This window comes from Gordonia sp. NPDC003585 (assembly GCF_040610755.1).
Taxonomy (GTDB): domain Bacteria; phylum Actinomycetota; class Actinomycetes; order Mycobacteriales; family Mycobacteriaceae; genus Gordonia.
Genome location: NZ_JBEXMX010000027.1, coordinates 1 through 23,345 on the forward strand (window position 1 = coordinate 1; position 23,345 = coordinate 23,345).

Annotated in this window: 24 protein-coding genes and 3 pseudogenes; 13 read left to right on the forward strand and 14 right to left on the reverse strand. The window is 65.3% G+C overall.

The annotated features are described in order from the left end of the window. A partial coding sequence (locus ABZW74_RS09570) for a zinc-binding dehydrogenase (protein ID WP_355275853.1) occupies positions 1 to 542 on the forward strand: 542 nt, incomplete at its 5' end. 33 nt (positions 543 to 575) lie between these two features. Here the strand turns inward: ABZW74_RS09570 and ABZW74_RS09575 are convergent. Further along, a pseudogene (locus ABZW74_RS09575) lies at positions 576 to 1,361 on the reverse strand (EamA family transporter); the annotation flags it as partial. Between the two features lie 131 nt (positions 1,362 to 1,492). On the opposite strand from ABZW74_RS09575, the gene ABZW74_RS09580 reads away from it, so the two are divergent. Beyond that, positions 1,493 to 2,419, forward strand: coding sequence for a LysR family transcriptional regulator (locus ABZW74_RS09580; protein WP_240857760.1), 927 nt, complete (start codon positions 1,493 to 1,495; stop codon positions 2,417 to 2,419). 79 nt (positions 2,420 to 2,498) lie between these two features. On the opposite strand, the pseudogene ABZW74_RS09585 reads toward ABZW74_RS09580, so the two are convergent. The 4 genes and pseudogenes from ABZW74_RS09585 to ABZW74_RS09600 all read right to left on the reverse strand — a co-directional run. Further along, positions 2,499 to 3,926: pseudogene (locus tag ABZW74_RS09585) on the reverse strand (NAD(P)/FAD-dependent oxidoreductase); the annotation flags it as partial. Next, positions 3,923 to 4,855 carry a patatin-like phospholipase family protein gene (locus ABZW74_RS09590; protein WP_240857762.1) on the reverse strand — a complete coding sequence of 311 codons (933 nt, stop codon included), beginning with the start codon at positions 4,853 to 4,855 and terminating at the stop codon, positions 3,923 to 3,925. The gene ABZW74_RS09590 and the pseudogene ABZW74_RS09585, both read right to left, overlap by 4 nt. Further along, positions 4,852 to 5,190, reverse strand: coding sequence for a hypothetical protein (locus tag ABZW74_RS09595; RefSeq protein ID WP_355275933.1), 339 nt, complete (start codon positions 5,188 to 5,190; stop codon positions 4,852 to 4,854). The genes ABZW74_RS09590 and ABZW74_RS09595 overlap by 4 nt, the downstream gene beginning before the upstream one ends. Positions 5,191 to 5,208: 18 nt before the next feature. Beyond that, a pseudogene (locus tag ABZW74_RS09600) lies at positions 5,209 to 5,750 on the reverse strand (SDR family NAD(P)-dependent oxidoreductase); the annotation flags it as partial. A 76-nt stretch (positions 5,751 to 5,826) separates the two neighbouring features. On the opposite strand from ABZW74_RS09600, the gene ABZW74_RS09605 reads away from it, so the two are divergent. Beyond that, positions 5,827 to 6,426, forward strand: coding sequence for a TetR/AcrR family transcriptional regulator (locus ABZW74_RS09605; protein ID WP_355275856.1), 600 nt, complete (start codon positions 5,827 to 5,829; stop codon positions 6,424 to 6,426). Between the two features lie 245 nt (positions 6,427 to 6,671). On the opposite strand, the gene ABZW74_RS09610 is transcribed toward ABZW74_RS09605, so the two are convergent. From ABZW74_RS09610 to ABZW74_RS09620, 3 genes are read right to left on the reverse strand one after another with little or no spacing between them, the layout of a single operon-like run. Further along, positions 6,672 to 7,274: a TetR/AcrR family transcriptional regulator gene (locus tag ABZW74_RS09610; RefSeq protein ID WP_355275858.1), complete on the reverse strand. Its 603-nt coding sequence runs from the start codon at positions 7,272 to 7,274 to the stop codon at positions 6,672 to 6,674. Between the two features lie 13 nt (positions 7,275 to 7,287). Next, complete coding sequence (locus ABZW74_RS09615) at positions 7,288 to 8,502, reverse strand: hypothetical protein (protein ID WP_355275860.1); 1,215 nt, start codon at positions 8,500 to 8,502, stop codon at positions 7,288 to 7,290. Between the two features lie 2 nt (positions 8,503 to 8,504). Continuing rightward, positions 8,505 to 10,070 carry a hypothetical protein gene (locus tag ABZW74_RS09620; protein ID WP_355275862.1) on the reverse strand — a complete coding sequence of 522 codons (1,566 nt, stop codon included), beginning with the start codon at positions 10,068 to 10,070 and terminating at the stop codon, positions 8,505 to 8,507. A gap of 100 nt (positions 10,071 to 10,170) precedes the next feature. On the opposite strand from ABZW74_RS09620, the gene ABZW74_RS09625 reads away from it, so the two are divergent. The 4 genes from ABZW74_RS09625 to ABZW74_RS09640 are packed head-to-tail and all read left to right on the forward strand — an operon-like array spanning position 10,171 to position 13,522. Then, positions 10,171 to 11,220 carry an ABC transporter permease gene (locus tag ABZW74_RS09625; protein ID WP_240857768.1) on the forward strand — a complete coding sequence of 350 codons (1,050 nt, stop codon included), beginning with the start codon at positions 10,171 to 10,173 and terminating at the stop codon, positions 11,218 to 11,220. Next, positions 11,217 to 12,053, forward strand: coding sequence for an ABC transporter ATP-binding protein (locus ABZW74_RS09630; protein WP_240857769.1), 837 nt, complete (start codon positions 11,217 to 11,219; stop codon positions 12,051 to 12,053). Before ABZW74_RS09625 ends, ABZW74_RS09630 begins: the two co-directional genes overlap by 4 nt. Beyond that, the gene (locus ABZW74_RS09635; protein ID WP_240857770.1) at positions 12,050 to 12,913 is read left to right on the forward strand and encodes an ABC transporter ATP-binding protein; all 864 of its coding nucleotides are present in this window, start codon (positions 12,050 to 12,052) and stop codon (positions 12,911 to 12,913) included. Before ABZW74_RS09630 ends, ABZW74_RS09635 begins: the two co-directional genes overlap by 4 nt. Before the next feature lie 3 nt (positions 12,914 to 12,916). Continuing rightward, positions 12,917 to 13,522 carry a TetR family transcriptional regulator gene (locus ABZW74_RS09640; protein WP_355275865.1) on the forward strand — a complete coding sequence of 202 codons (606 nt, stop codon included), beginning with the start codon at positions 12,917 to 12,919 and terminating at the stop codon, positions 13,520 to 13,522. An 89-nt stretch (positions 13,523 to 13,611) separates the two neighbouring features. Here the strand turns inward: ABZW74_RS09640 and ABZW74_RS09645 are convergent, their stop codons facing one another. Together ABZW74_RS09645 and ABZW74_RS09650 are read right to left on the reverse strand one after the other, a co-directional pair. Next, positions 13,612 to 14,409: an aldo/keto reductase gene (locus ABZW74_RS09645; protein WP_240857845.1), complete on the reverse strand. Its 798-nt coding sequence runs from the start codon at positions 14,407 to 14,409 to the stop codon at positions 13,612 to 13,614. Between the two features lie 53 nt (positions 14,410 to 14,462). Beyond that, the gene (locus ABZW74_RS09650) at positions 14,463 to 14,858 is read right to left on the reverse strand and encodes a cupin domain-containing protein (protein WP_240857772.1); all 396 of its coding nucleotides are present in this window, start codon (positions 14,856 to 14,858) and stop codon (positions 14,463 to 14,465) included. Between the two features lie 93 nt (positions 14,859 to 14,951). Between ABZW74_RS09650 and ABZW74_RS09655 the strand changes: the two genes are divergently transcribed. Further along, entirely contained in the window at positions 14,952 to 15,617 is a 666-nt protein-coding gene (locus ABZW74_RS09655) for a helix-turn-helix domain-containing protein (protein WP_355275867.1), read from the forward strand. On the opposite strand, the gene ABZW74_RS09660 is transcribed toward ABZW74_RS09655, so the two are convergent. Then, entirely contained in the window at positions 15,614 to 15,913 is a 300-nt protein-coding gene (locus ABZW74_RS09660) for a hypothetical protein (RefSeq protein ID WP_355275869.1), read from the reverse strand. The genes ABZW74_RS09655 and ABZW74_RS09660 overlap by 4 nt on opposite strands. A gap of 206 nt (positions 15,914 to 16,119) precedes the next feature. Here ABZW74_RS09660 and ABZW74_RS09665 point away from each other — a divergent pair, with 206 nt between their 5' ends. The 3 genes from ABZW74_RS09665 (at position 16,120) to ABZW74_RS09675 (ending at position 19,453) form a co-directional block, all read left to right on the forward strand. Continuing rightward, complete coding sequence (locus tag ABZW74_RS09665; RefSeq protein ID WP_355275871.1) at positions 16,120 to 17,097, forward strand: alpha/beta hydrolase fold domain-containing protein; 978 nt, start codon at positions 16,120 to 16,122, stop codon at positions 17,095 to 17,097. Between the two features lie 45 nt (positions 17,098 to 17,142). Then, complete coding sequence (locus ABZW74_RS09670; RefSeq protein ID WP_355275873.1) at positions 17,143 to 18,339, forward strand: serine hydrolase domain-containing protein; 1,197 nt, start codon at positions 17,143 to 17,145, stop codon at positions 18,337 to 18,339. Positions 18,340 to 18,427: 88 nt separating this feature from the next. Continuing rightward, entirely contained in the window at positions 18,428 to 19,453 is a 1,026-nt protein-coding gene (locus ABZW74_RS09675; protein WP_355275875.1) for a PucR family transcriptional regulator, read from the forward strand. A 32-nt stretch (positions 19,454 to 19,485) separates the two neighbouring features. On the opposite strand, the gene ABZW74_RS09680 is transcribed toward ABZW74_RS09675, so the two are convergent. Beyond that, positions 19,486 to 20,103 carry a VWA domain-containing protein gene (locus ABZW74_RS09680; protein ID WP_355275877.1) on the reverse strand — a complete coding sequence of 206 codons (618 nt, stop codon included), beginning with the start codon at positions 20,101 to 20,103 and terminating at the stop codon, positions 19,486 to 19,488. A gap of 3 nt (positions 20,104 to 20,106) precedes the next feature. After that, positions 20,107 to 20,802: a TerD family protein gene (locus ABZW74_RS09685; protein WP_355275879.1), complete on the reverse strand. Its 696-nt coding sequence runs from the start codon at positions 20,800 to 20,802 to the stop codon at positions 20,107 to 20,109. A gap of 61 nt (positions 20,803 to 20,863) precedes the next feature. Here ABZW74_RS09685 and ABZW74_RS09690 point away from each other — a divergent pair, with 61 nt between their 5' ends. Beyond that, positions 20,864 to 21,811, forward strand: a complete 948-nt coding sequence (locus tag ABZW74_RS09690; RefSeq protein ID WP_240857779.1) for an NAD(P)-dependent alcohol dehydrogenase — start codon at positions 20,864 to 20,866, stop codon at positions 21,809 to 21,811. A gap of 28 nt (positions 21,812 to 21,839) precedes the next feature. Here ABZW74_RS09690 and ABZW74_RS09695 read toward each other — a convergent pair whose 3' ends face one another. Then, positions 21,840 to 22,517 (reverse strand): DUF6319 family protein, encoded by a 678-nt coding sequence (locus tag ABZW74_RS09695; protein WP_240857780.1) that lies wholly within the window; start codon positions 22,515 to 22,517, stop codon positions 21,840 to 21,842. Positions 22,518 to 22,724: 207 nt separating this feature from the next. Between ABZW74_RS09695 and ABZW74_RS09700 the strand changes: the two genes are divergently transcribed. After that, entirely contained in the window at positions 22,725 to 23,342 is a 618-nt protein-coding gene (locus ABZW74_RS09700) for a TetR/AcrR family transcriptional regulator (RefSeq protein WP_355275881.1), read from the forward strand. The last annotated feature ends 3 nt before the right edge of the window (positions 23,343 to 23,345 follow it).

Genomic DNA, 23,345 nt, shown 5'->3' on the forward strand with positions numbered 1-23,345 from the left:
CAGGTGTCGGGCCCGGCACGAGTGTCGCTGTCGTCGGCGACGGGGCCGTCGGCCTGTGCGCGGTGCTCGCCGCGCGGCAGCTGGGTGCCCAGACGGTGATCGCCATGAGCCGTCATGAGGCACGCCAGAAGATCGCGAACGAATTCGGCGCCACCCACATCGTCCCCGAACGCGACGACGAGGGCATCGCCAAGATCAAGGATCTGACCGGCGGCATCGGCGCCGATTGCGTCCTCGAGTGCGTTGGCACCGAAGGAGCCCGGCTGCAGGCGGCGGGCTCTGTTCGCGATGGCGGCAACATCGGGCTCGTCGGGGTGCCGCACGGCGATCTCCCCATCGACCAGTTGTTCTGGCGCAACGTCGGCATCAAGGGCGGACCGGCGAATTGCCGAGCCTACCTACCTCACCTCATGGATCTGACGTGGTCGCGAAAGATCCACCCCGGCTTGGTCTTCGACCTCGACCTCCCGCTCAGCGACATCGCCGAGGCCTTCGCCGCCATGGACGAACGTCGCGCCATCAAGTCGCTCGTCACGCCCTGACACCGACCGGGCCGTCACCACGGTGCCGATGCTGGCGGCGATGACCAAGTCGATGGCCGCGAGTCGTAGTGGCCCGGTCGGCTGATTCAGCAACACCCAGCCGGCAAGTGCCGCGACGATGGGCTCCAGGCTCAGCAGGATGCTGAAGACATGTCGCGGAAGTCGGCGCAGCGCAGCGAATTCCAGCGTGTATGGGATGACCGACGACAGCACGGCAACCGCAAGAACACCCACCAGCAGAATTGGGTCATCGAGCGCACGCATTGCGCCTGATGCTCCCAACGGCAACACGAACACCGTCGAAAATGCCAGTGCGACAGCAAGTCCGCCGGCGCCCGGCACTGCGTCGCCGACTCGCGCACTCGCGATGATGTAGAGCGCCCAGAATGATCCGGCCACCAAGGCGAACAGAACGCCGACGAAATCGAGCGAATCAGCCTGCGTCGCGCTCTCGACGCCGAGCAGGCCGATACCGGTGAACGCCAGCGCAACCCAGGCCAGGTCGACGGCGCGACGCGACAGCACGGCCGACAGCAGCAGTGGTCCCAGGAACTCGATGGCCACCGCCGCGCCCAGCGGCAACCGCTCGATGGCGCAGTAGAACGACCCGTTCATCCCGCCCAGTGCGAGTCCGAACAACCCGACGGACCGCCACTGGGACCAGGTCCACCGTCGCACTCGCGGGCGAACCACGACCAGGAGGATCGCGGCAGCCAGTCCCAAGCGCATCGTGGTGACGCCCCACGAGCCCATGGCCGGAAACAGGTGCACCGCGATCGCCGCCCCGAACTGCAGCGATACGCATGATCCGAGGATCATCCCCACTGCGGGAGCAGATGCGGGAGTGCGTGCCGTCGTGCTCACGCATCAAGCATCGACTCGCATAATTGATCAGTCCAGTGAATGTTTCTGGCGCTGTATCATCACTTCAGCTAACCAATGGAGGCAGGATGCTGAACGTCGCACGGCTGCGAATCCTGCGCGAACTCCACCTGCGGGGAACGCTCGCACAGGTCGCTCAGGCGTTGTCGTACACGCCGTCGGCGATCTCACAGCAGCTCTCAATGCTCGAACGGGAAACCGGTGTCCAACTGTTGGAGCACGTAGGCCGACGCGTCCGTCTCACCGACGACGCACTCACGCTCGTCGCACATACCGAGGCGGTGCTCGCGCAGTTGGAGCAGGCCGAATCCGATCTCGCCGCCGCGCAACCGGCCGTACACGGAACGCTGCGCCTGGCGTCGTTCCAGACGGTGGTCCTCGAGATCGCACCGCGCGTGCTGACACTGCTCGAGCAGAGCCACCCGGCTCTCGAGGTGGAGATCACCATGCGCGAGGTCGACGCGGCATTCAGCGGCCTGCTGTCCGGCCTGTTCGACGTGATTCTCGGCGAGGAGTACCCCGGCCTCCCCGACCCGGTACGCGAGGGAACCGACCGAACCGACCTCGCGCCCGATCCGCTCTACCTCGCCGTGCCCTCGCACGGTCCGTGGGCCGCACGGCCCGGCACCATCGCCGAACTCGCCTCGACCCCATGGGCATTGGACCCGCCGGGCAGCGCGAGCGGGGATTGGGCCCGTGCCATGTGCCGCAGCGCGGGCTTCGAACCTCGGGTGCGGTTCGAGGGGCCGGATCCGCTACTGCACGCCCACCTCGTGCGCACCGGCCACGCGGTCGCGTTCGTACCCGCCCTGATCGCGACGGATCACCTCGAGGGCACCCAACTCATCGAGTTGCCCGGCAGGCCCGAACGCATCCTGTACACCGCGGTGCGCGCCGGTCGAGCCGGACATCCAGCCGTGCGAGCACTCCGAGAAGCGCTCGCGCACAATGTCGCCGAACGTCAGCCGCGACGACCCACGCTATCGGTGAACTGATTCGCACCTGCGCGCCGGATGCGTCAACGTGCCGACAGCACCTGCGCACCATCCGCGGCGCGAACGTCGAGTGATCGAGATCGGGATGCGCCAGCATTCTGGTGAGAGTCGGCTTGTCCCACGGCCACAGGTCGACGGCACCGTTGGGGGTGAGATACCAGGAGTTACAACCGGTGTTCCAGACCGTCGGTGTCATCGCTTGCGTCACATCGGCATTGAACTTCTTGGTCGCTTCCTCGGTCACCTCGACCGTTGCGCTGGACGTCTGCTCGAGGTGATCGAGGAGGTCGGCGATGTAGCCTGCGGTGAGTTCGGAGGTGAGTTGCAGCGAGATCGAACCGGTGGGCGAGTTCGGCCCCAGCACCGTGAACATGTTGGGGAACCCAGGAACTGCGAGGGTCCGGTAGGCGCGCGGCCCGTCGGCCCACGCCTCGTCGAGCGTCATACCGTCTCGCCCGGACACGGTCATCGGCCGCGTGTAGTTGTGCGCATGGAATCCGGTCGCCAGCACGACCACATCGACGGGATGCGTTGTGCCGTCGGCGGTCCGAATGCCCTGAGCGGTGATCTCCGTAATCGGATCGTTGACGAGAATTGCATTGTGTGCCTGGATCGCACGGTAGTACGTGCCCGACACGACCTGTCGTTTGCAGAGCGGTTCGTAGTCGGGGGTCAGCACCGTACGGAGCGCACGGTCGCGTACCTGAACCCTCAACGACAGACGTGCGTACGCTTGGACGAGCCGGCGGCGCCAACTCGGACGGGTGGTGATGTCGGCAAGAATTCCTGAGCCCCAGAGCAGTGACTTTGTCAGCGTCTGATGCACCGGAGGGAGTCGTCGCAGAACCGACGACACAACTCGTGACTGCCGAATTCCCATGGGTGCCCACAGAATCCACTGCGGCGACCGGACGAAGTGGACGATCGAGGAGGCCGCGGGCTGCAGTGCCGAAACCACCTGAACCCCGGTCGATCCCGTGCCGATCACAGCGATGCGTTTGCCGTCGGTCACCACATCGCCGTCCCAGCGCGCGGTGTGAACCACCGGGCCGTCGAACTCTGCCAGACCAGGAATGTCAGGAATGGCGGGATGATGGAGAACACCGGTGGCACAGATGAGGACGTCGACGACCAGATCCTCGCCCGCTGCCGTCGAGACCGCCCACGTGCGGGCGTCGTCGTCCCAGGCGGCAGAGGTCACCTCGGTGTTGCACCGGATGTGCGGTGCGAGCCCGAACTGTTCGACGACATCACGGTGGTAGCGTTGAATCTCGCTGCCGTCGGCCCAGATTCGAATCCAGTCGGGTTTCGGGGCGAACCCGAACTGATAGATCTGCGACGGTACGTCGCACGTCAGACCCGGATACCGATTCCAGTGCCACACACCGCCGACGTCGTCGCCCTTCTCGAGAACAGCCACGTCGGTGTATCCGCGTTCACGCAGTACGTGCAGCGCAGTGATGCCGGCGACCCCTGCTCCGATGATCAGGATTCGCGGCGCGGTCATCCACCGGCCTTGCTTTCCCTCAGAGCACGCCGAACGGTGTGCCACGCAGTGCGCATGGCGGATTCGAACGCTTCGGCGCGACGCCCTCGGTTCATGAAGTTGGCCCCGAGTCCAGCGAGATCGGCTGCAGTGGGCAGAATTTCGACCACCTGAGTGCCGCGGCCGCGAACCTCGGCGACCTCCCGGCGCAACAAGCTCGACATAGGTCCGCGCAACGCGGCCTGCTCGATCAGTCCACCCACGCCGGGTACACGCACTCCAGGATGTGACGCCATCGGAGCGATCACGTAGATGACGTCGGCATCCTCGGGTTCGATGAGATCGACGGAGGCGGTCGATGCCGCGCCACCGTCGACGTAGGACCTGCCGTCGATCACGACCGGCGGCATCCAGCCGGGGATCGCCCAGGATGATCGCAATGCCTCACCAACGGTGATAGATCCGGGTTCGGTTCCGCCCCATACGGTTCGCCGACCGGCGCGGTAGTCGAACGCGACCATGCGGGCATCGGGGTGAGCGAGCCAACCCGACGAGTCGGCATACCCGTCCGCCAGTCGTTGCAGCCACGCGGCATCGGCACGTCCGGTCGGTGCGATGCCGGTGAGCGCCGCCAGTCCGTGCTGTGATCGCAGCAGTCTCGGATTAAGCAGCGGCGGACGCGGGATCCGCGGCAGGCCGAAGGGCGTGTCGACGACGTGGCGACGCAATCGGAGGTCGGCGCTGGTGCCGCGCTGCATCGCAACGAGTTCGTCGATGTCGGCGCCGCCGCCGATGATGGTGACGAGTTCCGCGCCGGCCGACGTTCCTTGCAGGACATCGGCGTCGCGGGGTTCGGACCCGAGTTGTTCGGCCAGCGCGTGTAGGGCGGCTACGACCCACGCCCCACCGATCGTGCCGCCGCAGCCGATGACGATCGCGGTCTTGCTCATCGGTTCCCTCCTCGCGAGGCCACATCGGCACTGCCGGCGTGACGGGCAATCCGGTCGGTGTACGCGCGACGCGCATCGGCATCGAGCGAGGTCAACGCGCGATTGTCACCGATGAGCCGCCGCGCACGGGACTCCAGCCATTCGGGTACGAGGCCGTCGACCAGCGACCAGCCCGGCCCCAACCAGCGCGGTACCGAGACCTCACGCGCACCGCTGAGAGAGGCGCCGACGACGGCCTTGGCCACCTCGACGGGGTCGACGGTCGGCATGCCGTGCCCCAGCGGAGCGCCTGACGACAGTTCGGTCCGAACCGCCGACGGCAGGACGGTCGACACCACCACACCCTGCTCGATCAGTTCCCTTCGCGCAGCGAGTGATACACCGCGCGCGGCGAATTTGCTGGCGTTGTAGGCCACCATTCCGGGAATCGGGACCGTCCCGCCATCGACGCCACATTGACGATGCGCCCGCCCCCGCCGCGGATCATCTCCGGGGCGACCGCCCGCATTCCGTTGATGACGCCTCGTACGTTGACGTCCAAGGTCAGGTCGATGACGTCGTCGGCCTCGTCGAGGAACGGACCGAGTGGCATCACGCCGGCGTTGTTGACGAGCACGTCGATACGACCCGACTCACGAATCACCTCGTCGACAAACGTCTGCCACGACTCGCGATCCCGCACGTCGAGGCCCGCGGAGCGCACACCGGGCAAGCCTGCGGCGGTCTCCTGGGCCACGTCGGCGTCCAGGTCACCGATCCATACCGAAGATCTTTGAGCCGCAAACACTTCGGCGGTGGACGCTCCGATTCCGCGAGCACCGCCGGTGATCACCACCACCGAGTCGGACAGGGGTCGCGCTGTGAGTCGTCGCATGCATATCCTCGCCGTCGCCATTTCGGATACCGACGGTATTTGGATACTTCGAGAATGTCAATGGCCGTTGTCACGCTACAGTGTGACGGTGGCGCGAATGAGCAGGGCCGACCGTCAGGCCATCACTCGACGCGAGATCCTTGACGCCGCACGTGTGCGCTTTCTGCGCGACGGTTATCGCGCCACAAGCCTCGAACAGATCGCCGACGACGCCGGCTACTCCAAGGGAGCCGTCTACTCCAACTTCCAGAACAAGGCGAACCTCTGCCGCGTCGTCCTGCAGGGTGTGCAGCAGGAGAAACTCGCCGAGGTCGCCGACATCGTGGCCCGCAGCGACGGAGTCTCTGACCTTCAGCATGGGCTGGAGAAGTGGATGAGCGACACCATCGGCGACGTCGGCTGGACAATGCTGGAGATGGAACTCTCGCTTGATTCGCGCGGTGACCGTCGGGTGGCCGAGATGATCATGACCATGCACACCGGCATGCGGGACACGATGGTGTCGGTCATCCAGCAGGCCGCCGATCACCTCGGCCTGGGGGCCATCTCCGACGAGCAAGCCCGGGAACTGGCCGGGATGTTGACCGCGACCACCTTCGGACTCGGCGTCCAGCGTGCGGTCAATCCATCGGTGTCGATCGAGCCCGGCATGGCGGTAATCCGGACGATTCTGGCCACCTTTGTCGGCGCCGACTGACGTAACGAGCCCTTCGCCGATCGCCCCCCCCCCCCGCTCCCTGAGGTGCTCGAGGCGCTAGCCGAGAGCCTCGAAGGGCTAGTGAGACAAGGCAATTAGACGACCACGTAGCTACGGTCACCAGGGGCTTCGAGGCTCGTCGACTTCGAGACGCTCCATGCTCGTACCTCGCATGGGGCTCCTCAGCCCGGCGGCTAGCGCTCCTCGCACCTCAGCCAGCGGGAGGGGCTCCGCCAGCGGAGACGCTACGACGACGTGCGCGCTCGCGGACACACCCAGGCACGCAAGAACTCTCGCAGTTCGTCGTCGGTACGTGGCGGGTGCGTGGGGTATTGCAGAAAGCTGAGCCAGATGCGCATCACCATTTCGGCGAGCCCCTGCATCGCCGTCTCGTCGTAGCCTTCGGCTTCCCAGTCCACCGACAGCCGGCGAAGCATCGACGCACCGAGCGCAATGGCACCGGCCGTGGTGGCCTCCTTTGTGAAGAACTCGGTCTCCCCGGCGCGCACGAGCAGGCCGATCGCCGGTTCGTCGGGCAGCACCCGCAGGCAGTAGATGATCGTCTCGGTGATCGCGTCCTGCGCTGTGGTGACGTGCGCGAGGTCGACAGCCATGCGATCGAGGAAGTCCTGCGCGCCGGCGGCGGCGACCGCGGCAAGCATGTCGTTGACCGTGGGGAAATACCGGTAGACCGTCTGGCGGGTGACGCCGATCTCGTTGGCCACGTCGGCCAGGGTGGTTTTCTGCGCGCCGTATCGGTCGACGCAGCGGATGGCCGCGTCCAGGATGCGCGACCGCGCCTCTTCCGAGTTTCGCGGCAGGTCACCCTGCCACCCACGTGTTCTCACCCGGACGATTTTCTCATGAGCCGCTGGCCGACGGTGTCGCCGGAGCCGCTTGCTGCTCAATCTCGACCGCAGCGCGTCCACGGAGCAACGCCGCGGTGAGCGATGTCCCGGCGACCACGAAACAGCACACGACGTAGAAGAGGTTGCCAGTCGGTGTGTCATTGACCGTGACCCCGTCGGATGCGCCGATGACGTCGGGCAGAGCGGTGATCCACAGAATGGCCAGCACGGCGAGGTAGAGGACCGGGAAGACCCGCAGGAACGGCCGCGCGGTCCGCGCAGCGGTTCCTGACGGATTTCGGCGGTGACGCCACCAATGCGTCACCAGGATGTAGCCGCCGACCAGCCACAGCAGGGCGATCTCGATGCCGAGCACGATCGTCTGGCCGGTCAGGTTGGCGTTCTCGCGGCCGAATACCGCGGTCGGAATGCTGAACAGCGGCATGCAGACGACTGCCAGAGCCCCGGCCACCACGGTGCGCCACGTCAACGACCACCCGCGTGGCGGATTCCCGGCTCGCGTGGGGTCGGCGACCAGCTTCGCGCAGAAGTAGACGAGGACACCGAACGACACAGAAGCGAAGAGCCACACGCTGTTCAAGGGCACCGAGTCCATCAACGGAACCGCCGACGGGTTGCCGAGTTTGGCGGAGTCAGGTCCGTAGAACGGCTCGTCGACGTTCCAGGCCCACCACTTCAGTTGCGGTCCCAGCTGATCGAAGATCTCGTAGAACGCCTGGTAGACAAGTGCTACACCGACGGCACCCCGCAGCGTGGATCCCTTGCTGCCGTCGAAGATTCCCAGGGCACGCACGATCTCGTAGGCCACCTGACTGAGCGCCGGATAGAACGCAACGATGTACAAGGGTAGCCGGTCGTACATGAACTGCACGGTGAAGACGTTGTGGGAGAACATGAATCCCATCGCGTCTTGCATGCCGAACCACTCCGGGAAGTACAGCGGTGGCTCGATGATGAAAAGGTAGACGAGTCCACCGAACCACAGCGCGAGGTTGGTGGCGTCACCATCGTTGCGCAGGCGCCGGATCGCGTGGACGAGTGCGAGGATCGCGCCCACAACGATCGTCAGCTCCAGCACAGGCAGCGTCCAGTTGTCGAGGCCAAATGGATTCCGGAGTGTGACAAATGGATTGGAGTCCTGACAGTCGAAGCCCAGGTAGCGGGTGATGATGTAGGCGGGTGATCCGGTGTCGCACGATACCGCCATGATCAGACCACCTGCACGCGCGGGAGCACCGTGGCCGGGCCACCCGGCTGGGGCCGGCCATCGCGATAGATGTCCGACGGCGGGTCGGCTTGCGGATCGAATCCGATCGGCAGCCGGTTGCGACCCACTGCACGTTTGATGGCAAACCTGGCCAGTCCGAACAGCACTCGCGGACTGGTCACCATCGCGGTGACCGGTTGTTCGAGGTTGAACACCGCGGTGAAGGCACTCTCCACCGCTTTGTCCTCACGACTCGTCGCCGAGATCAGGTTGAAGATCGGCCATCCCGCGCGGGCGGCGATGCGCTGGCGCCAGCGGGGCGCGATCTCGGTTCCTTCGGCGTTCTCGTAGCCCTGGTCTCGGGCCAGCGCGAGAACCCAGATGTCGTCCAGCAATTCGCGTTGCGCCGCGAAGTATCGCTGCGGGAAGGCGGCGTCGAGCAGGGCCTGACCGCGACGCAGCTCGACGTCGAGCATGTCGCTCAGCAGGACGGCGCTCTTGGCAGCCGACGTCATCCCCTGTGCGTAAAAGGGATTGAAGCCACAGATCGCATCACCGAGGACGATGAGGCCGGCGGGCGGGTTCTCGAGCTCGTCGAAACGACGCCGCTTGTTGCCGGTCGACTTGGTGACGAACACCTTCGACAGTGGCTCACACAACGCCATGATCTTGGCGAAGACGGGGGTCCGGAGCCGAGTGGCGGCGTCGTAGAAGTCGTTCTCCTTGCGCGGCATCGGGTGCCCCCAGGAGCCCATGGTCACGAGCACTCGGTCGCCTTCGATCGGGAAGATCTGGCACAGGAAGTCGTGTTCAGGCGGGTGCGGACCGGTGTCGCTGGTCGGCATCACCGACAGTTGGTGCCACCACCAGGACTCCGGCAGATCGGCCGGTTTCTGGAACCACTGGGTGGTGTAGGTGACCCCGGCGTCGAGCGATTGCACCGGCGCCTCCGGCCAGCCCGCCTTGACCAGCCAGTCCGACACGAGCGATCCGCGACCGAGCGTGTCGACAACGAGGTCACCCTCGATCAGCCGACGGTCGGGGCCGTCGTCACCGCCGGTCGCCCACACGCCGGTGACCCGGCCGCCCGACTCGGCGTCACCGACGATCTCGATGCCCTCGACGTTGACGCCCTCGACGACGTGAACATTCCTGAGCTCACGCAGCTTGCCGCGCAAGGTGCGCTCGATCAGCAGCCGCGACGCATACACCATGGTCATGGTGCTTTCCTGCCGCGGAATCCAGCCGCTGCCTTCGCAATGCGCGGCCGCCATCGACGGCATGAGATGCATTCCTCCGGCGTCGATCAAAGCGTCTTCGTAGCCGGGGAAGAGGGTGTCCATCGCGCGGCGACCCGCGTTGAGCAGGAAGTGCGGGTGCTTGCTCTGTGGCACTCCGCGCCGATGCTCGGCGTCGTCGGGTATGAGGTCGCGTTCGAGCACGACGACCTCGTCGAAATACGGCGCCAGCGCACCGGCCGCGCACATCCCCGCAACACTGCCGCCCATCACGACAGCACGCCCACCCAGTAGCCCCATCCCAGCCTCCGCGTTACGCCATACATTCATTGGATGGTGTATGACCATAGGCAGCGGTGCCGACGGGAGTCAATGAGGAAATATTCAACAACTGGTGACATTCTCCCGCTTGAGTCTTAAGCTCAAGTGCATGCGTGCGATGATTCTCAAAGAGTTCCGCGAGTTGCGGCGCGATCCGCGCACGCTCGCGATGTTGATTGCGCTCCCGTTGCTGCTGCTGGTCATATTCGGTTACGCCGCAAACTTTTTCGTCTCCTCGACGGAAACGGCGGTCGTCGGTCCACAAGCCCAGCAGGTGGCCGACCAACTGCCGTCGTACTTCGACGTCAAGACCATCGAGCCCGGCGACACCGAGCAGGACGCGGTGAACCTGTTGAAGGAGAACAAGGTTGACGTCGCGATCGTCACCGGACAGACACCGGCTCTGGCGTTGGTCGACGGCTCCAATCTGTTCTCGGCCCAGTCCACGGTTGCCGCCCTCAACAAGGCCGGCAACATGGTGAAGACGCAGGTGCTGTTCAATCCCGACCTGAAGACCTCCTGGGTGATGGTGCCCGCGATCATCGGGCTGATCCTCACCTTCATCGGAACCATCGTCACCAGCATCGGCCTGGTGCGCGAACGGGAAGCGGGCACACTGGAACAGTTGGCCGTCATGCCGATCAAGCCCAGCCAGGTGATCCTGGGCAAGATCGCCCCCTACTTCCTGCTCGCGGCGATCGACATGATTATCGTGACCCTGTTGGGTATGTGGCTGTTCGGTGTTCCCTTCAACGGAAATGTGTTGACGTTCGCGCTCGGCGGCGGGATCTTCTTGTTCGTCGTACTAGGCCTCGGCGTGCTGATATCGACGATCTCGCAAACCACCGGCCAGGCAATTCAAACGGCTTTCTTCTTCCTGTTACCCCAGATCCTCCTGTCGGGCATGATCTTTCCGCTCGACGCCATGGCCGCCGGCGTGCGCTGGATCGGCTACCTATTGCCGCTGACCTACTTCACGATGATCTCCCAGGGTGTCATGCTCCGAGGCGCGCCGATATCTTCGCTCTGGCTGCCGCTGCTGATTCTGACCGTGATGGCCGTCGTGGTGTTCACCGGAGCGACGTTGCGGTTCCGGCGAGACCTGGCGCCCAATGCACCCAAGGCGCGCAGCGTCACTGCACCGGCCGATGCCTCGTGATCGCCTCGGCCACATCGATATCCGTCCAGTTCGGCGACACAGTAGCACTGGACGGCGTGTCGGTGGAACTGCCCGCCGGCACCGTGGTCGCGGTGGTCGGCGGTGACGGTGCGGGCAAGACCACGCTGCTGCGGGCGTTTGCGCGCAAGGTGATTCCCAACTCGGGACAGGTGACGTCGCCCGACAAGAACGGCCTGGGCTTTCTGCCTGCGGGACCGGGTAATTGGGGTGCGCTGACCGTCCGGCAGAACCTCGATTTCGTCGGCGGTATCTACGGGCTCTCCGGAGCCGAACTGGCCGAACGCCGTGAGGAGATGATCACTCGCGCCGGTCTCGGCGTCGCCGCCGACCGGCTGGCGTCGGCACTGTCCGGTGGCATGCGTCGCAAACTGGCCGCGTCGATGGCCATGATCCACCGCCCGAAGCTGATCATCCTCGACGAACCCAGTACCGGCGTCGATCCGGTCAGCCGAATCGATCTGTGGCGCATGATCTCCGAGTGCGCCGCCGATGGCGCCGCGGTGATCATGTCGACGACCTACCTCGACGAGGCCGAGCGTGCGGGCTCACTCCTGGTACTCGACGGTGGACGCACCCTCGCGCAAGGTTCCTACGACGACGTCCGGGCCGGATTTCGTGGAACCATCACGCGCGCAACCCGACCGGTGCGACCTGAATGGTCGTGGCGTCGTGGCCACGAGCGTCACGAATTCTGGCCCGACGGCTCGACGCCCGCAGACATCGATCCGGGCTCTGTCGTCGAACCCGACCTCGAGGACATCGTCATCTCACTGTCGCTGCAACGACAGCTGGCCGCGGGAGCGCCGGCATGAGCAGCAACGCAGTCATTCGCGCCACATCGGTCACCAAGAGGTTTGGTGACTTCACCGCCGTCGACGACGTCACGATGGACGTCAAGCCCGGCGAGGTCGTCGGGCTGCTCGGAGCCAACGGCGCCGGCAAGACCACCCTGATCCGCATACTCCTGGGACTACTCCGACCCACCGAGGGCACAACCTCCCTGTTCGACGGTCCGCCCGATCGCGACCGGCGCGCACGCCTCGGCTATGTCCCCCAGAACCTCGGTTTGTATCGGGACCTGACCGTCGCCGAGAATCTCGATTTCTCCACCGGAACCTATGGTGTTACAACACCGGCCTTGCCCGACGATCTCCGGTCGCATGCCGACACCCTGGTCGGCGAGCTCCCGCTCGGCGCGCAACGACGGATCGCGTTCCTCGTCGCCCTCGCGCACTCCCCTGCCGCACTTGTGCTCGACGAACCGACCTCGGGGGTCGACGCCCTGTCCCGTGCACGGCTGTGGGACACCATCCGAGGTGAATCCGACAAGGGCACCGGCGTTCTCGTCACCACCCACTACATGGAAGAAGCCCAGGAATGCGACCGGCTGTTGCTGATGTCGTCGGGCAAGCTCGTCGCACACGGCAGCGAAGCCGACATCATCGGCGACACTCGCGCAGTATCGGTGAGCACCGACGACTGGCAGCAGGCCTTCGCGGTCCTGAATGCGGCGAGTGTGCCGGTCATCCTGTCCGGGCGCGCAATTCGCGTCGCCGACACCGACACGGCCAAGCTCGATGCGATCCTCGATCAGGCAGGCATTCCCGCCACCATCACGCCCGTGCCGGCCACCATCGAGGAGAAGATGCTGGTTCTCGCCCGGCACGATTGACCCATGAGCGAACGAAAACGGGGGCGACCGCGCCTCGATGCCGGACGACCGGACTCGCGGGAGGCGATCCTGACCGCAGCCCGAGAGCTGTTCGCCGAACGCGGATTCGACCGAACCACCATGCGCGCCATCGCTTCACGTGCCGGCGTCGACCCCGCCCTGATCCACCACTACTTCGGCAACAAGAACGCACTGACCGTCGAGGCCCTGCGCCCGCAGGTCGACCCGACCGCCGTTCTCGGCGGACTCGACGCCTACGCCCCACATCTCGGAACCGAGTTCGTCACCCGCGTGCTGACGATCTGGGAGAACGACGCGGCGCAGCGCGAACGTGCGATCGCGCTGTTGCGCATCGCCGTCACACACGACGAGGTCGCCGAACGGATGCGTGCTTTCTTCATCGGGATGGCGACCATGGTGCTCGGTGACTTCGCACTCGCCGAGGATCGCGAGCTCCGCATCGCCTTGATCGCCAGCCACGTCCTGGGAATCCTCATGATGCGGTTCGTCTTGCGCCAACCCGACATCGCCGACGCCGACATCGGCGACCTCGCCGCCCGCATGGGTCCCGCGATCGATCACTATCTGACCGGCGGCACCGCCGTGTGAGCTAGATCGGCCATATCTTCACCTGATTGCGTAACTGAGGATATGGGCAACGGATACCTTCACTTGATACCGGCCGGCCGCTACTCACGTCACTTCCCGCTGAAGACCGGGAATGCGCCCGCTTCGCCGTAGTCCCGAATGTGCATGCCGCGCAGCGTGTTCATGTCCTCGGCGGAGATCGTGAAGTCGACTTGCGCGTTGCTCCGCATGTGCTCGGGATTGGCGGTCTTCGGCAGAGACACCGCCCCCAGCTGCAGTGTGTAGCGGATGCACAGCTGGGGCACCGTGACGTCGTAGCGCTCGGCAATCGCGACGATGTCCGGATTGTGGAGGATCTCACCGTGGCCAATCGGTGAATACGCCTCGACGAGAATGCCTTTCCCGTCGCAGTAGGCAATGAGCTCGGCCGGGGTGTTGCCCGCGTGCACAAGGATCTGGTTGACGTGCGGCGCTACCGTGCTGGCCGCCAGGATGCTGTCGAGATCGTGCTCCTCGAAGTTGGAGACCCCGATCGACCGGAGCTGTCCCGCCTTGTGGGCGTCCTCGAGCGCACGCCACGCTTCGCGGTTGCCCTCGGCGTAGTCGCCGCCGCGCCAATCGCCCCACGGCTGCGGGCTGTGGATCAGCATCAGGTCGAGGTAATCGAGCCCCATCGTCGACAGTGATCCTTCGATCGCATTGACGGCGTCGTCGTAGTTCTTGATCTCGGCAGCCAGTTTGCTGGACACGAACAGTTCATCGCGGGCGACACCGCTGGTGCGGACACCTTCACCGACGCCGCGCTCATTGCCGTATGCCTGCGCGGTATCGATGTTGCGGTAGCCGACGTCGACGGCGTCGCGTACCGCCTGGGCGGCCTTGTCGTCGTCGATGAACCACGTCCCCATGCCCAGCTTGGGAATCGTCACGTCGTTGGACAGTGTGTAGGTTTCGTCGAGAATCACGCTGTGTACTCCTCATCGGTGACGTGGTCGAGCCAGGTGACGACCTCGCCGTTCTCGTCGGCCTCCTGCATGGCGACGTGCGCCATGAAGCGGTCGGCTGTCGCGCCGTGCCAATGCTCTTCGCCAGGCTCGATGTAGACCACGTCGCCGGGCCGGATCTCCTGTACGACACCGTCTCGGGTGGCAACGAGGCCGATACCGTCTGTGACGTACAGGGTTTGGCCCTTCGGATGGTGGTGCCAGGCGGTGCGCGCGCCGGGCGAGAACCGGACGTGCGCGCAACCGATGGCTGTCTGTTCATCTGGGTTGCGAATGCCGTCGATCTGGACGGTGCCGGTGAACCAGTCGGCCGGTCCGGCACCGGTTTGGCCGCCGCTCTTGGTGTACTTCATCTCGCGTTCCTCCGTTACCGGATATCGTTTGTCCGCTTACCACGATACTCGCTAAGCGGATATGGTCAATCCGATTATGCTAGGGTTCACGTCATGGCACAGGCGGACGCAGCACGACCGCTCCGCAAGGATGCACAGATCAACCGCGAGCGATTGCTGGAAGCCGCCCGGGAGTTGTTCGCCGCGAAGGGTCTTGACGTCACCCTCAACGACATCGCACACCACGCGGGCGTCGGAGTGGGTACCGCCTACCGGCGGTTCGCCAACAAGGGCGAGATCATCGACGCGCTCTTCGAGGAGCGGCTGCAGGCCGTCGAGGCCGTCGCCCGGGAAGCACTCGATGAACCGGATCCCTGGCTGGCCCTGACCAGTTACCTGCGCCGCACCCTGCGGATGCAGTTCGGCGACCGCGGGCTGCACCAGATCATGGACGATCCGACGCTCGGGGATGAACGCATCAACGACGTCCGCGTCCGCATCGCACCGCTGATCGTCGAACTGGTGGAGCGCGCGAAGACGGCGGGTGCTATTCGCGACGACTTCGCCCCGACCGACGTCACGTTCATCCAGTCGGCGATGGCGCCGATCATGGACAGCACCCGCGACGTCGCACCCGATCTGTACGAGCGCTACCTGACCTTCATTCTCGACGGAATCCGCAGCGACAGACAGGTCTCCCTGTTACCGGCACCCGCGCTGAGTTCCGCGATCACTCACAGCGCGATGACACGTAAACGCCGCTCGCGGTCCGCTACCTAGCTGGCGGTCCCCCGGTCCTCGACGATCGTCATCGTCGGCCACGGCGGTCGCTTGAACACCGCTGCCGAGCCCAGGGTCGCGGCGACAAGTCCGGTGACCACGCCGATGAGCGCGACCCTCCCCTGATCGACAATCGGCGTCCAGGTGGCAGTTCCATCGCTGATTGTGAACGCGCCCATGGCAACTGGGCGACCGAACAGCCCGCGCCGACTCACCGGGATGAACGTCGTATGTTCGTCGATGGTGATCGGATCACCGAATCGACCTGAGATGGACGGGATTTCGCCTGAGCTCATTGGTCCTCCTGGTGGGCAATCCATCGGATTCTACGCACGTCGCCCTCAATTTTCGCACAGACGTACGAGGCTGGAAGCTCTCGCCGAAAGTCTCCGGCCCCCTGGCGCCTGCCCGAACGGCAACCGCCGTCTGGCGGTCGACACCACCACCAACTCCGTCATGTCGGCGGTTTCAGCTCGGTCACATCATTCCTAGACTGTGTCCCATGACACACCCCACGGGCTCGGCGGAGAGCGGCCCACCGTTCGACGCCGAGCTGCGTGCCAGCCTCGCCGTGGTGGGCGGCACGTTTCCACCCACGGTCACACCCGACCTGATCGGTTTCATGCGGCAGTCCTACGCCTCACGCCCGTTGGCCGAAACGATGCGCGGACGAGCCGTGGCCCATCACGAAACAACCATCGAGGGACATCGGGGCGACCCGGTCACCGTATCCATCTTCACTCCGATCGGGATGACGTCGCGGCGGCCGGCCATCGTCTACGCCCACTCCGGCGGATTGATGTTCGGGGATCGCTTCAACGCGCTCGACGCCAGCTTGAATTGGGTGGAAAAGCTTGGTGCAGTGCTGATCTCGACCGAGTACCGATTGGCTCCAGAGTTCGCCGATCCATATGCGCGCGAAGACATGTACGCGACCCTCGACTGGGCGGCCCAGAATGCCGAGCGCGTCGGCATCGATCGGCGTCGACTCCTGGTCGCGGGAGCCAGTTCCGGTGGTGGTCTCGCGGCGGGGTTGGCGTTGGCCGCACGTGACCGCGACGGACCGGCCATCCGCGGCCAGTTGCTGTCCTACCCGATGCTCGATGACCGCGGGATCGCGCCATCCACACAGCAGTTCGACGGCGTCGGGGTGTGGGATCGGGTGTCCAACGAAACCGGCTGGCAGGCATACCTTCAGGACGCGTACCGAACCGACGCCGTATCTCCGTATGCCGCTCCCGCGCGCGCCGAGGACCTCCGTGGGCTGCCACCGGCATTCCTCGACGTCGGCGATTGCGAGATCTTCCGCGACGAGGTCGTTGCCTACGCCAACGGTTTGTGGGCGGCCGGAGTCAACGCCGAACTGCACGTCTGGCCGGGCGCGTTCCACGCCTGTGACATCTTCGCCCCGCACACCGCGATGGCGAAAGCGATGCTGCACACCCGCTTTTCGTGGGTACAGCGCATGCTCGCTGATTGACGGCCCGCTCACCGATCCTCGAGCGACCCATAGGAAAGGAAAACAATGAGTGCATCCACCATCGACCCCGAGAAGCTTGGCGACGCCGCGAACGCGGTCATCGCGGCCGCCTCGGCCCGCGTACCCGGTGTGGTCGCGGGCGTGACCACCGACCGCGAGACCATCGTGCTGGAGTCCTCCGGGCGGCGAGCTCTCGACGAAGACACTCCGATGACCACCGACACGGTCTTCGCGATCTTCTCCACCACCAAGGCGATCACCGGCACCGCGGCGCTGCAACTCGTCGAGCGCGGCCAATTGGATCTCGATGCACCCGCGCGCGAGTACGAGCCACGACTGGGTGAGGTGTCGGTCATCGACGGATTCGACGACGCCGGGCAACCTCGCCTACGGGCACCGAAGTCGGAAATCACCACCCGTCAACTCCTTACCCACACAGCGGGTTTCGGCTACGACTTCTTCAATGAAACCTACAACCGTCTCGCCACCGAACACGGCCAACCCAGCATCGTCACCTCGTCGATGGCCTCACTGAGAAGCCCGCTGCTGTTCGACCCGGGCACCGAGTGGGAGTACGGCAGCAACATCGACTGGGCAGGACTGGTCATCGAGGCGATCGCCGGACAGCGACTCGGCGAGGTGGTCACGGAGAACATCCTCGACCCGCTCGGCATGACCGACACCTCGTTCACTCGCAACGACGACATGCGGAGCCGGACCGCCACGATGCACCATCGCAACGCCGACGGCTCGCTGACTCCCGATCATGGCTTCGCACTTCCCGACGACCCCGAGGTGCACATGGGCGGACACGGCCTCTACTCGACCGTGGGCGACTACCTCACATTCATTCGCATGTGGCTCAACGACGGACGCGCGGACTCGGGCGCACAGATTCTCCGACCGGACACTGTGGCCGATGCCGAGCGCAATCATCTCGGCGGCCTCAAGGTGAAGATGCTGCCCGGCGTGATCCCGGCGTTGTCCAACGATGCCGAGTTCTTTCCCGGGATGCCGAAGTCGTGGGCGCTCACATTCATGATCAACGACGAGGACGCGCCGACCGGCCGGCCCGCCGGCGCTCTGGCCTGGGCAGGTCTGGCGAACCTCTACTACTGGATCGACCGGCAGAACAAGATCGGCGGCTACTGGGCGACGCAGATCTTCCCGTTCGCCGACGCGGCATCGGTGGGCGGCTACCTCGATTTCGAGACCGCTGTGTACCGCGCGCTCGATCACTGACCGCTGCCGCGTCGCCGGACTCGGCCTGACCACCGGCGACGCGGCGTAGGGTCGACGACATCATCTCGGCCGGACCTCAGGAGGCGTCGTGCAAGAACTCCTCGGTCGGATCGCCGCTCTGGATCCGACCGCAAGTCTCGGTCTGCGGGTCATTGCCTGCTTCGACGAACTCATCGTCGGCCAGGTGAATATTCATGGACTGCTTGCCACCGCCGCAGCCCTGGCCGGCTGTCCCGCCGGATGTTCGTTCGGCCCTCGCGTCACGCCTCTCGGGGAGACGCTCACCGGCGATCCGCCCACTGGCCGACTCAGCCACGACGTCGACGCCGACGCCGCGGTGTGGCTCGAGCGCACCGGACCCGAAGAGGCCAACGACGCCATCATCCTGGAACGGCTTGCACTCGCGGTCGGCATCCGACGATCCGGCGCCAGTCCGGACGCCGCTCGGCGCGATATCGCGGTTCTGCTCAGCCGCGACCACCCGGTGGACGAGCGGTCCGAGGCCGCTGCCCGACTCGGACTCTCACCGTCCAAGCGGTACCGCGTACTGGCGCAGCCGCTCTTCGCAGAATGGGCGTCGCATCCGAATTGGCCGAGCGATGTTCTCTCCACCTCCCTCGGCACGATCCACACAGTGGTCGCTCCCGCCTCCGTCACGGCCGACGACGCCCCGGCCGCGCCCTGTGGGCTCGGGGTAGCCGGTTCGATTCCCGACCTGGCCTTGTCGTTCCGCACCGCACTCATTGCGCTTCGGCTGTGCGAGCGTCCGGCGAACAGCGCTGTCGACGCTGAACGCTACGGCGGCCTGATCCACCTGCTGGCCGAGTCGCCATCGACTGCGGCCAATCCCGACGTCGACCGCCTCGAAGTCCTTTTCGCCGAACACACCTGGGCTCCGGCAACACTGCGCGCCCTGGTCGAATCCTCGAGTGCCCGGCAGGCCGCCCGCCAACTCGACATTCATCATTCGACGATGCAGGTGCGTGTCGAAACCCTCTCGGGCGAACTCGGATTCGACCCCTTCGACGGCCTGGGCAAGGCCCGCTTGGGAATTGCCTACCTCACCTGGCGGATGCGCCATTCCCGGGCGCTGGAATTGCCGCCACCGCAGTGAGAGTCGGCCAGACGATGGTGGACGCGGACAGGTCAGAGGATGCGGTGACGCTTGGCCTCGGCCACCCACGAGGGAAACTCGGAGAGCAATCGGTCGTAGAGTTCTTCGTCGGGCAGCTTGTCGATGTTGTCGACCGCGAAGAACCCGACGTTGTCGACGAGCCGGCCGGGTAGCGTGTCGAACTTCTCGAGAATCCCGAAGTTGGCGCGGCCGAGACCGACGAACTGCCAGAAGATGGGTTCCGTTACCGCGCTGCGCAATTGGTCTTCGATCTCCTTGTTGCGGTAGACGCCGCCATCGGAGAAGAACAGCACCAGCGTCGGGACTGGCTGAGGGTCCTTGGCGACCAAGGCGCGGACGTCGGCGATCACCTTCTGCTCTTCGTTACCGATGCCGAGGTTCCTCATATCGAGCTGGCCGTTGGCGAGGTTCTTCGAACGCTTGGTGCCCCTGCCGATCTTCATCTGGCCCACCCGCACGTGCAGGCCGATCCATTCCGGCAGGTTACCGATCTCGAAGTCCGGCAAGCGAGCACTGTTGGACGCGAAGATGAAGGCCTGCATGGTCCCGTCGTCGTCGAGCTGTGCGGCAAAGGCCGCCATCCGTTCGACGACGCCCGCGACAACACCTTTGGAGTACAGGCCAGACATCGATCACGACGCGTCGAGGACCAAGATCACCCGGGCCTTGAGTTGCCCGGCGCCACGCTTCTCCAGCGACACCGCGACCCTCTGCTTGCGCAGGTCGAGGCGCTTACGCATGTCGATCGGCAGGCGGTCCATGCCGGGCGTCGACTGTGCAACCGGCGTGGCCGAGGTCGGGATACGTGCGGGTTCGTCGTCGACGCTGACCCCGTGGTCGGTGACCAGCGCAGCGAATCCCCCGGCGTACCCCTGCCCGACCGCCCGAACCTTCCAATGCCCTTGGCGCCGATAGAGATCGAGGGCGATGACGATCGATTCGGTGTCAAGACCGTCGATTCGATACTCGAACAATACATTTCCGGCCCCGTCCCAGAGCCACGCGACGGGTGCCGCATGGTTGCCGAAGCGGCCCGCCGCGTCGTCGAGGGTGATGACGGTCCGCACCTGACTGATCTCGGCCGGGATGCCGGAAAGCGCGATGGCCAGGGTGGCCGGTTGTCCGGCCTGCGCCAGGTGCAGGCGAACTCCGGGGCCGGCGAGCTGGTTGTAGAGGACGAAATCGTGGTCGCCGCGAACGGTTCCCGCGTCCGTGACGAGAAGCGCGGACAGGTCGGCTGCGGCGTCGAGGGTGAGCGTCACCGCCACGTCTGACACTGTCAGCGGTGCGTTCTGACCTTTGCTCAGTACCTGGTGCGTGCCGGTCACGACTGCAGGATAGTCGAGACGACACCTCAACGATCGCCTGCGCGGGCGTACCATCGACGCCATGCGCGCCGTCGTGTACGACCGCTACGGGATGCCCGACGTCCTGAGAGTCGACGAGATCCCGATTCCCACACCCGCGGCAGGGCAGGTGCGGGTCAAAGTGGCCGCCACCTCGATCAACCTCAGCGACTGGGAGTGTCTGACCGGCTATCCCGCGTACGCACGGATGGGTGGGCTGCGGCGGCCGGGCAAGCACATCCTCGGTTCGGACATCGCCGGCTGGGTCGACGATGTGGGTGCGGGCGTCACCCGGTTCCGGCCTGGTGACGAGGTGTACGGCGATAACATGCGCCTCAAGGGCGGCTTCGCCGAGTACGCGACCGTCGACGAGAAAGCATTGGCCCACAAGCCATCCGAGCTGACCTTCGTCGAGGCGTCGACGATCCCGCAGGCTGGACCGATCGCCCTTCAGGGCACTGCGGGCGCCACCGACGGATGCCGAGTTCTGATCAACGGCGGCGGGGGCGGGTCGGGCGCCTTCGCGATCCAACTCGCCAAGCAGGCCGGTGCTCATGTCACCGCTGTGGACAACGCCGGCAAACTCGACTTCATGCGATCAGTCGGTGCCGACGCGGTGATCGACTACCGTACAACGGATTTCACCGAGGACAGCCACGACCTGATCCTCGACCTCGTCGCCCACCGCTCGGTGTTCGCGTATCGCCGGGCGCTGTCACGCGGCGGGCGATACCGGTGCGTTGGCGGATCAGTACCCACCTTGGTGCGGCTGCTCACTGCGGGCTTCGTCGTCGGCCCTGTCAGCGGGCGTCGAATCGGTGTCCTCGCAGTACGTCCCGGGCCGCAGTACTTCGAACCGCTGGCAACGCTGTGCAGCGCTGGCGAGATCGCGATCCACGTGGAACGCACCTACGGCCTCGACGAGGTTCCCGAGGCGCTGTCACATGTGGGCAACGGCCACGCGCTCGGCAAGGTCGTGGTCACGCCGTAGCGGCGTCAACCCCGCTGACCTCACGACGTCAGTCACCGTCCAGGTCGGCCAACGCGGCCCTCGCATTCTCGAGTTCTTGGCTGAGTTCGGCGACCCGCTTCTGCGCCGCCTCCCGTGCCGACGCGATGACACCGTCGACAGCGGCAATCGCCGCATCGTCGCCGAGTTCACGCACGGCCCGAGCCACCCGATCCGCGGTGACCTCCACCGGTTTTCCCTGCTTCTTCGCGCCGCGCGACACCGACACCGTCCACGTGCTCGCGCCTGCAGAGGTGACCGTCACACTCACCGCCGCCGTTGATTCCTTGCTGCGACGCGAAGACGCTTTCGCCGGAACGGGTTTCGGACTCGGCGAACTCACTACCTCCGGCGCGGGCGCAGGTGAGGATGCGGGCGTGGCGACCGGCGTCGATTCCCCTCGAGACTGCCGGGGGGTTGACGGCTTTGCCGGCGCCCGGGTAGGCGCCTGGGAGCGAGTCCTATTCAGCTCGTTCGCCTCGAACGGCAACTCGTCGTCGACCCCCTTGGGCCGCACCGTGACGGTTGACCCGTCGACGCCGACGACACGCGCAGACGCGCCTGCCTCGAGCCCCAGGGACACCATCGGCTCTCGCAGGTACACGGTGACACGTTTGCCCGCTTCCACCCCCGCCGCCAACGCGACCAGGTCGTCGGCGGTCAATCCATTCACCTTCTGCACACTCACCGATCCATCTTCGCACACATGTGCGATGGGCGGGGCGACGCCTCTCACACCTTCGGTTGGCCATGGACATTCGGAAAAAACTGAGTACGCTCATTAATGAGCACAGTCATTATCGTCCACGACCGGATCACCGTCCCGACTAGCGATCCACGGAGGAGGTCTGCAGTGTCGGACACGTCACCATCGGCAGGACTTCGCGAACGCAACATGCGCGACAAGCAGGAACGGATATTCCGTTCTGCTGCAGGACTCTTTTCTGATCACGGGTTCGAGTCGGTGTCGACGAACGAAATCGCGAAGAAGGCCGGCGTCGCATCCGGAACGGTCTTCCGATACGCGGCCACCAAGGGCGAGTTGCTTCTGATGGTTCTCAACAAGGAGCTGGGCCAGGCGATCGCGGCCGGAGCCCAGCGGGCCACATCTCTGCCCGATACTTCGGCGGCCATCACAGCGATGATTGTCCCCATCCTGGAGTATGCGGTCGCGCACCCCGAAAACGGACGGGCCTACCAGCGCGAATTGTTGTTCGGCGACCCGTCCGACCGATACCGCGCCGAGGGGCTTGCACTCGTTCTCAAGCTGCAGAACACCATCGCCGAAAGATTGATGGCCGACGCGGAAAAGGCTGGGCTGCAACCAGATCCGAATGCAGCTCTACTGGTCGGCAACATGATCTTCGGAGTCGTGCATCTGACGCTGGCGCGCCCGAGTACCGGCGCGCATCCCGACCGGGACCCGGTGACCGACATCCAGAACCAGATCGATGCTGCCACGGCCGGCTACTTCCACCGCCTATCGCCCATCAGCCCCACGAAAGGAAGCTGAATC

What these genes read in the sequence shown, in the direction of transcription:
- ABZW74_RS09580 (WP_240857760.1), top strand. Translation starts at nt 1,493, where the DNA reads ATGCTGAACGTCGCACGGCTGCGAATCCTGCGCGAACTCCACCTGCGG.
- ABZW74_RS09590 (WP_240857762.1), bottom strand. Translation starts at nt 4,855, where the DNA reads ATGAGCAAGACCGCGATCGTCATCGGCTGCGGCGGCACGATCGGTGGG.
- ABZW74_RS09605 (WP_355275856.1), top strand. Translation starts at nt 5,827, where the DNA reads ATGAGCAGGGCCGACCGTCAGGCCATCACTCGACGCGAGATCCTTGAC.
- ABZW74_RS09615 (WP_355275860.1), bottom strand. Translation starts at nt 8,502, where the DNA reads ATGGCGGTATCGTGCGACACCGGATCACCCGCCTACATCATCACCCGC.
- ABZW74_RS09620 (WP_355275862.1), bottom strand. Translation starts at nt 10,070, where the DNA reads ATGAATGTATGGCGTAACGCGGAGGCTGGGATGGGGCTACTGGGTGGG.
- ABZW74_RS09625 (WP_240857768.1), top strand. Translation starts at nt 10,171, where the DNA reads ATGCGTGCGATGATTCTCAAAGAGTTCCGCGAGTTGCGGCGCGATCCG.
- ABZW74_RS09635 (WP_240857770.1), top strand. Translation starts at nt 12,050, where the DNA reads ATGAGCAGCAACGCAGTCATTCGCGCCACATCGGTCACCAAGAGGTTT.
- ABZW74_RS09640 (WP_355275865.1), top strand. Translation starts at nt 12,917, where the DNA reads ATGAGCGAACGAAAACGGGGGCGACCGCGCCTCGATGCCGGACGACCG.
- ABZW74_RS09645 (WP_240857845.1), bottom strand. Translation starts at nt 14,409, where the DNA reads ATGGGGACGTGGTTCATCGACGACGACAAGGCCGCCCAGGCGGTACGC.
- ABZW74_RS09650 (WP_240857772.1), bottom strand. Translation starts at nt 14,858, where the DNA reads ATGAAGTACACCAAGAGCGGCGGCCAAACCGGTGCCGGACCGGCCGAC.
- ABZW74_RS09655 (WP_355275867.1), top strand. Translation starts at nt 14,952, where the DNA reads ATGGCACAGGCGGACGCAGCACGACCGCTCCGCAAGGATGCACAGATC.
- ABZW74_RS09660 (WP_355275869.1), bottom strand. Translation starts at nt 15,913, where the DNA reads ATGAGCTCAGGCGAAATCCCGTCCATCTCAGGTCGATTCGGTGATCCG.
- ABZW74_RS09665 (WP_355275871.1), top strand. Translation starts at nt 16,120, where the DNA reads ATGACACACCCCACGGGCTCGGCGGAGAGCGGCCCACCGTTCGACGCC.
- ABZW74_RS09670 (WP_355275873.1), top strand. Translation starts at nt 17,143, where the DNA reads ATGAGTGCATCCACCATCGACCCCGAGAAGCTTGGCGACGCCGCGAAC.
- ABZW74_RS09680 (WP_355275877.1), bottom strand. Translation starts at nt 20,103, where the DNA reads ATGTCTGGCCTGTACTCCAAAGGTGTTGTCGCGGGCGTCGTCGAACGG.
- ABZW74_RS09690 (WP_240857779.1), top strand. Translation starts at nt 20,864, where the DNA reads ATGCGCGCCGTCGTGTACGACCGCTACGGGATGCCCGACGTCCTGAGA.
- ABZW74_RS09700 (WP_355275881.1), top strand. Translation starts at nt 22,725, where the DNA reads ATGCGCGACAAGCAGGAACGGATATTCCGTTCTGCTGCAGGACTCTTT.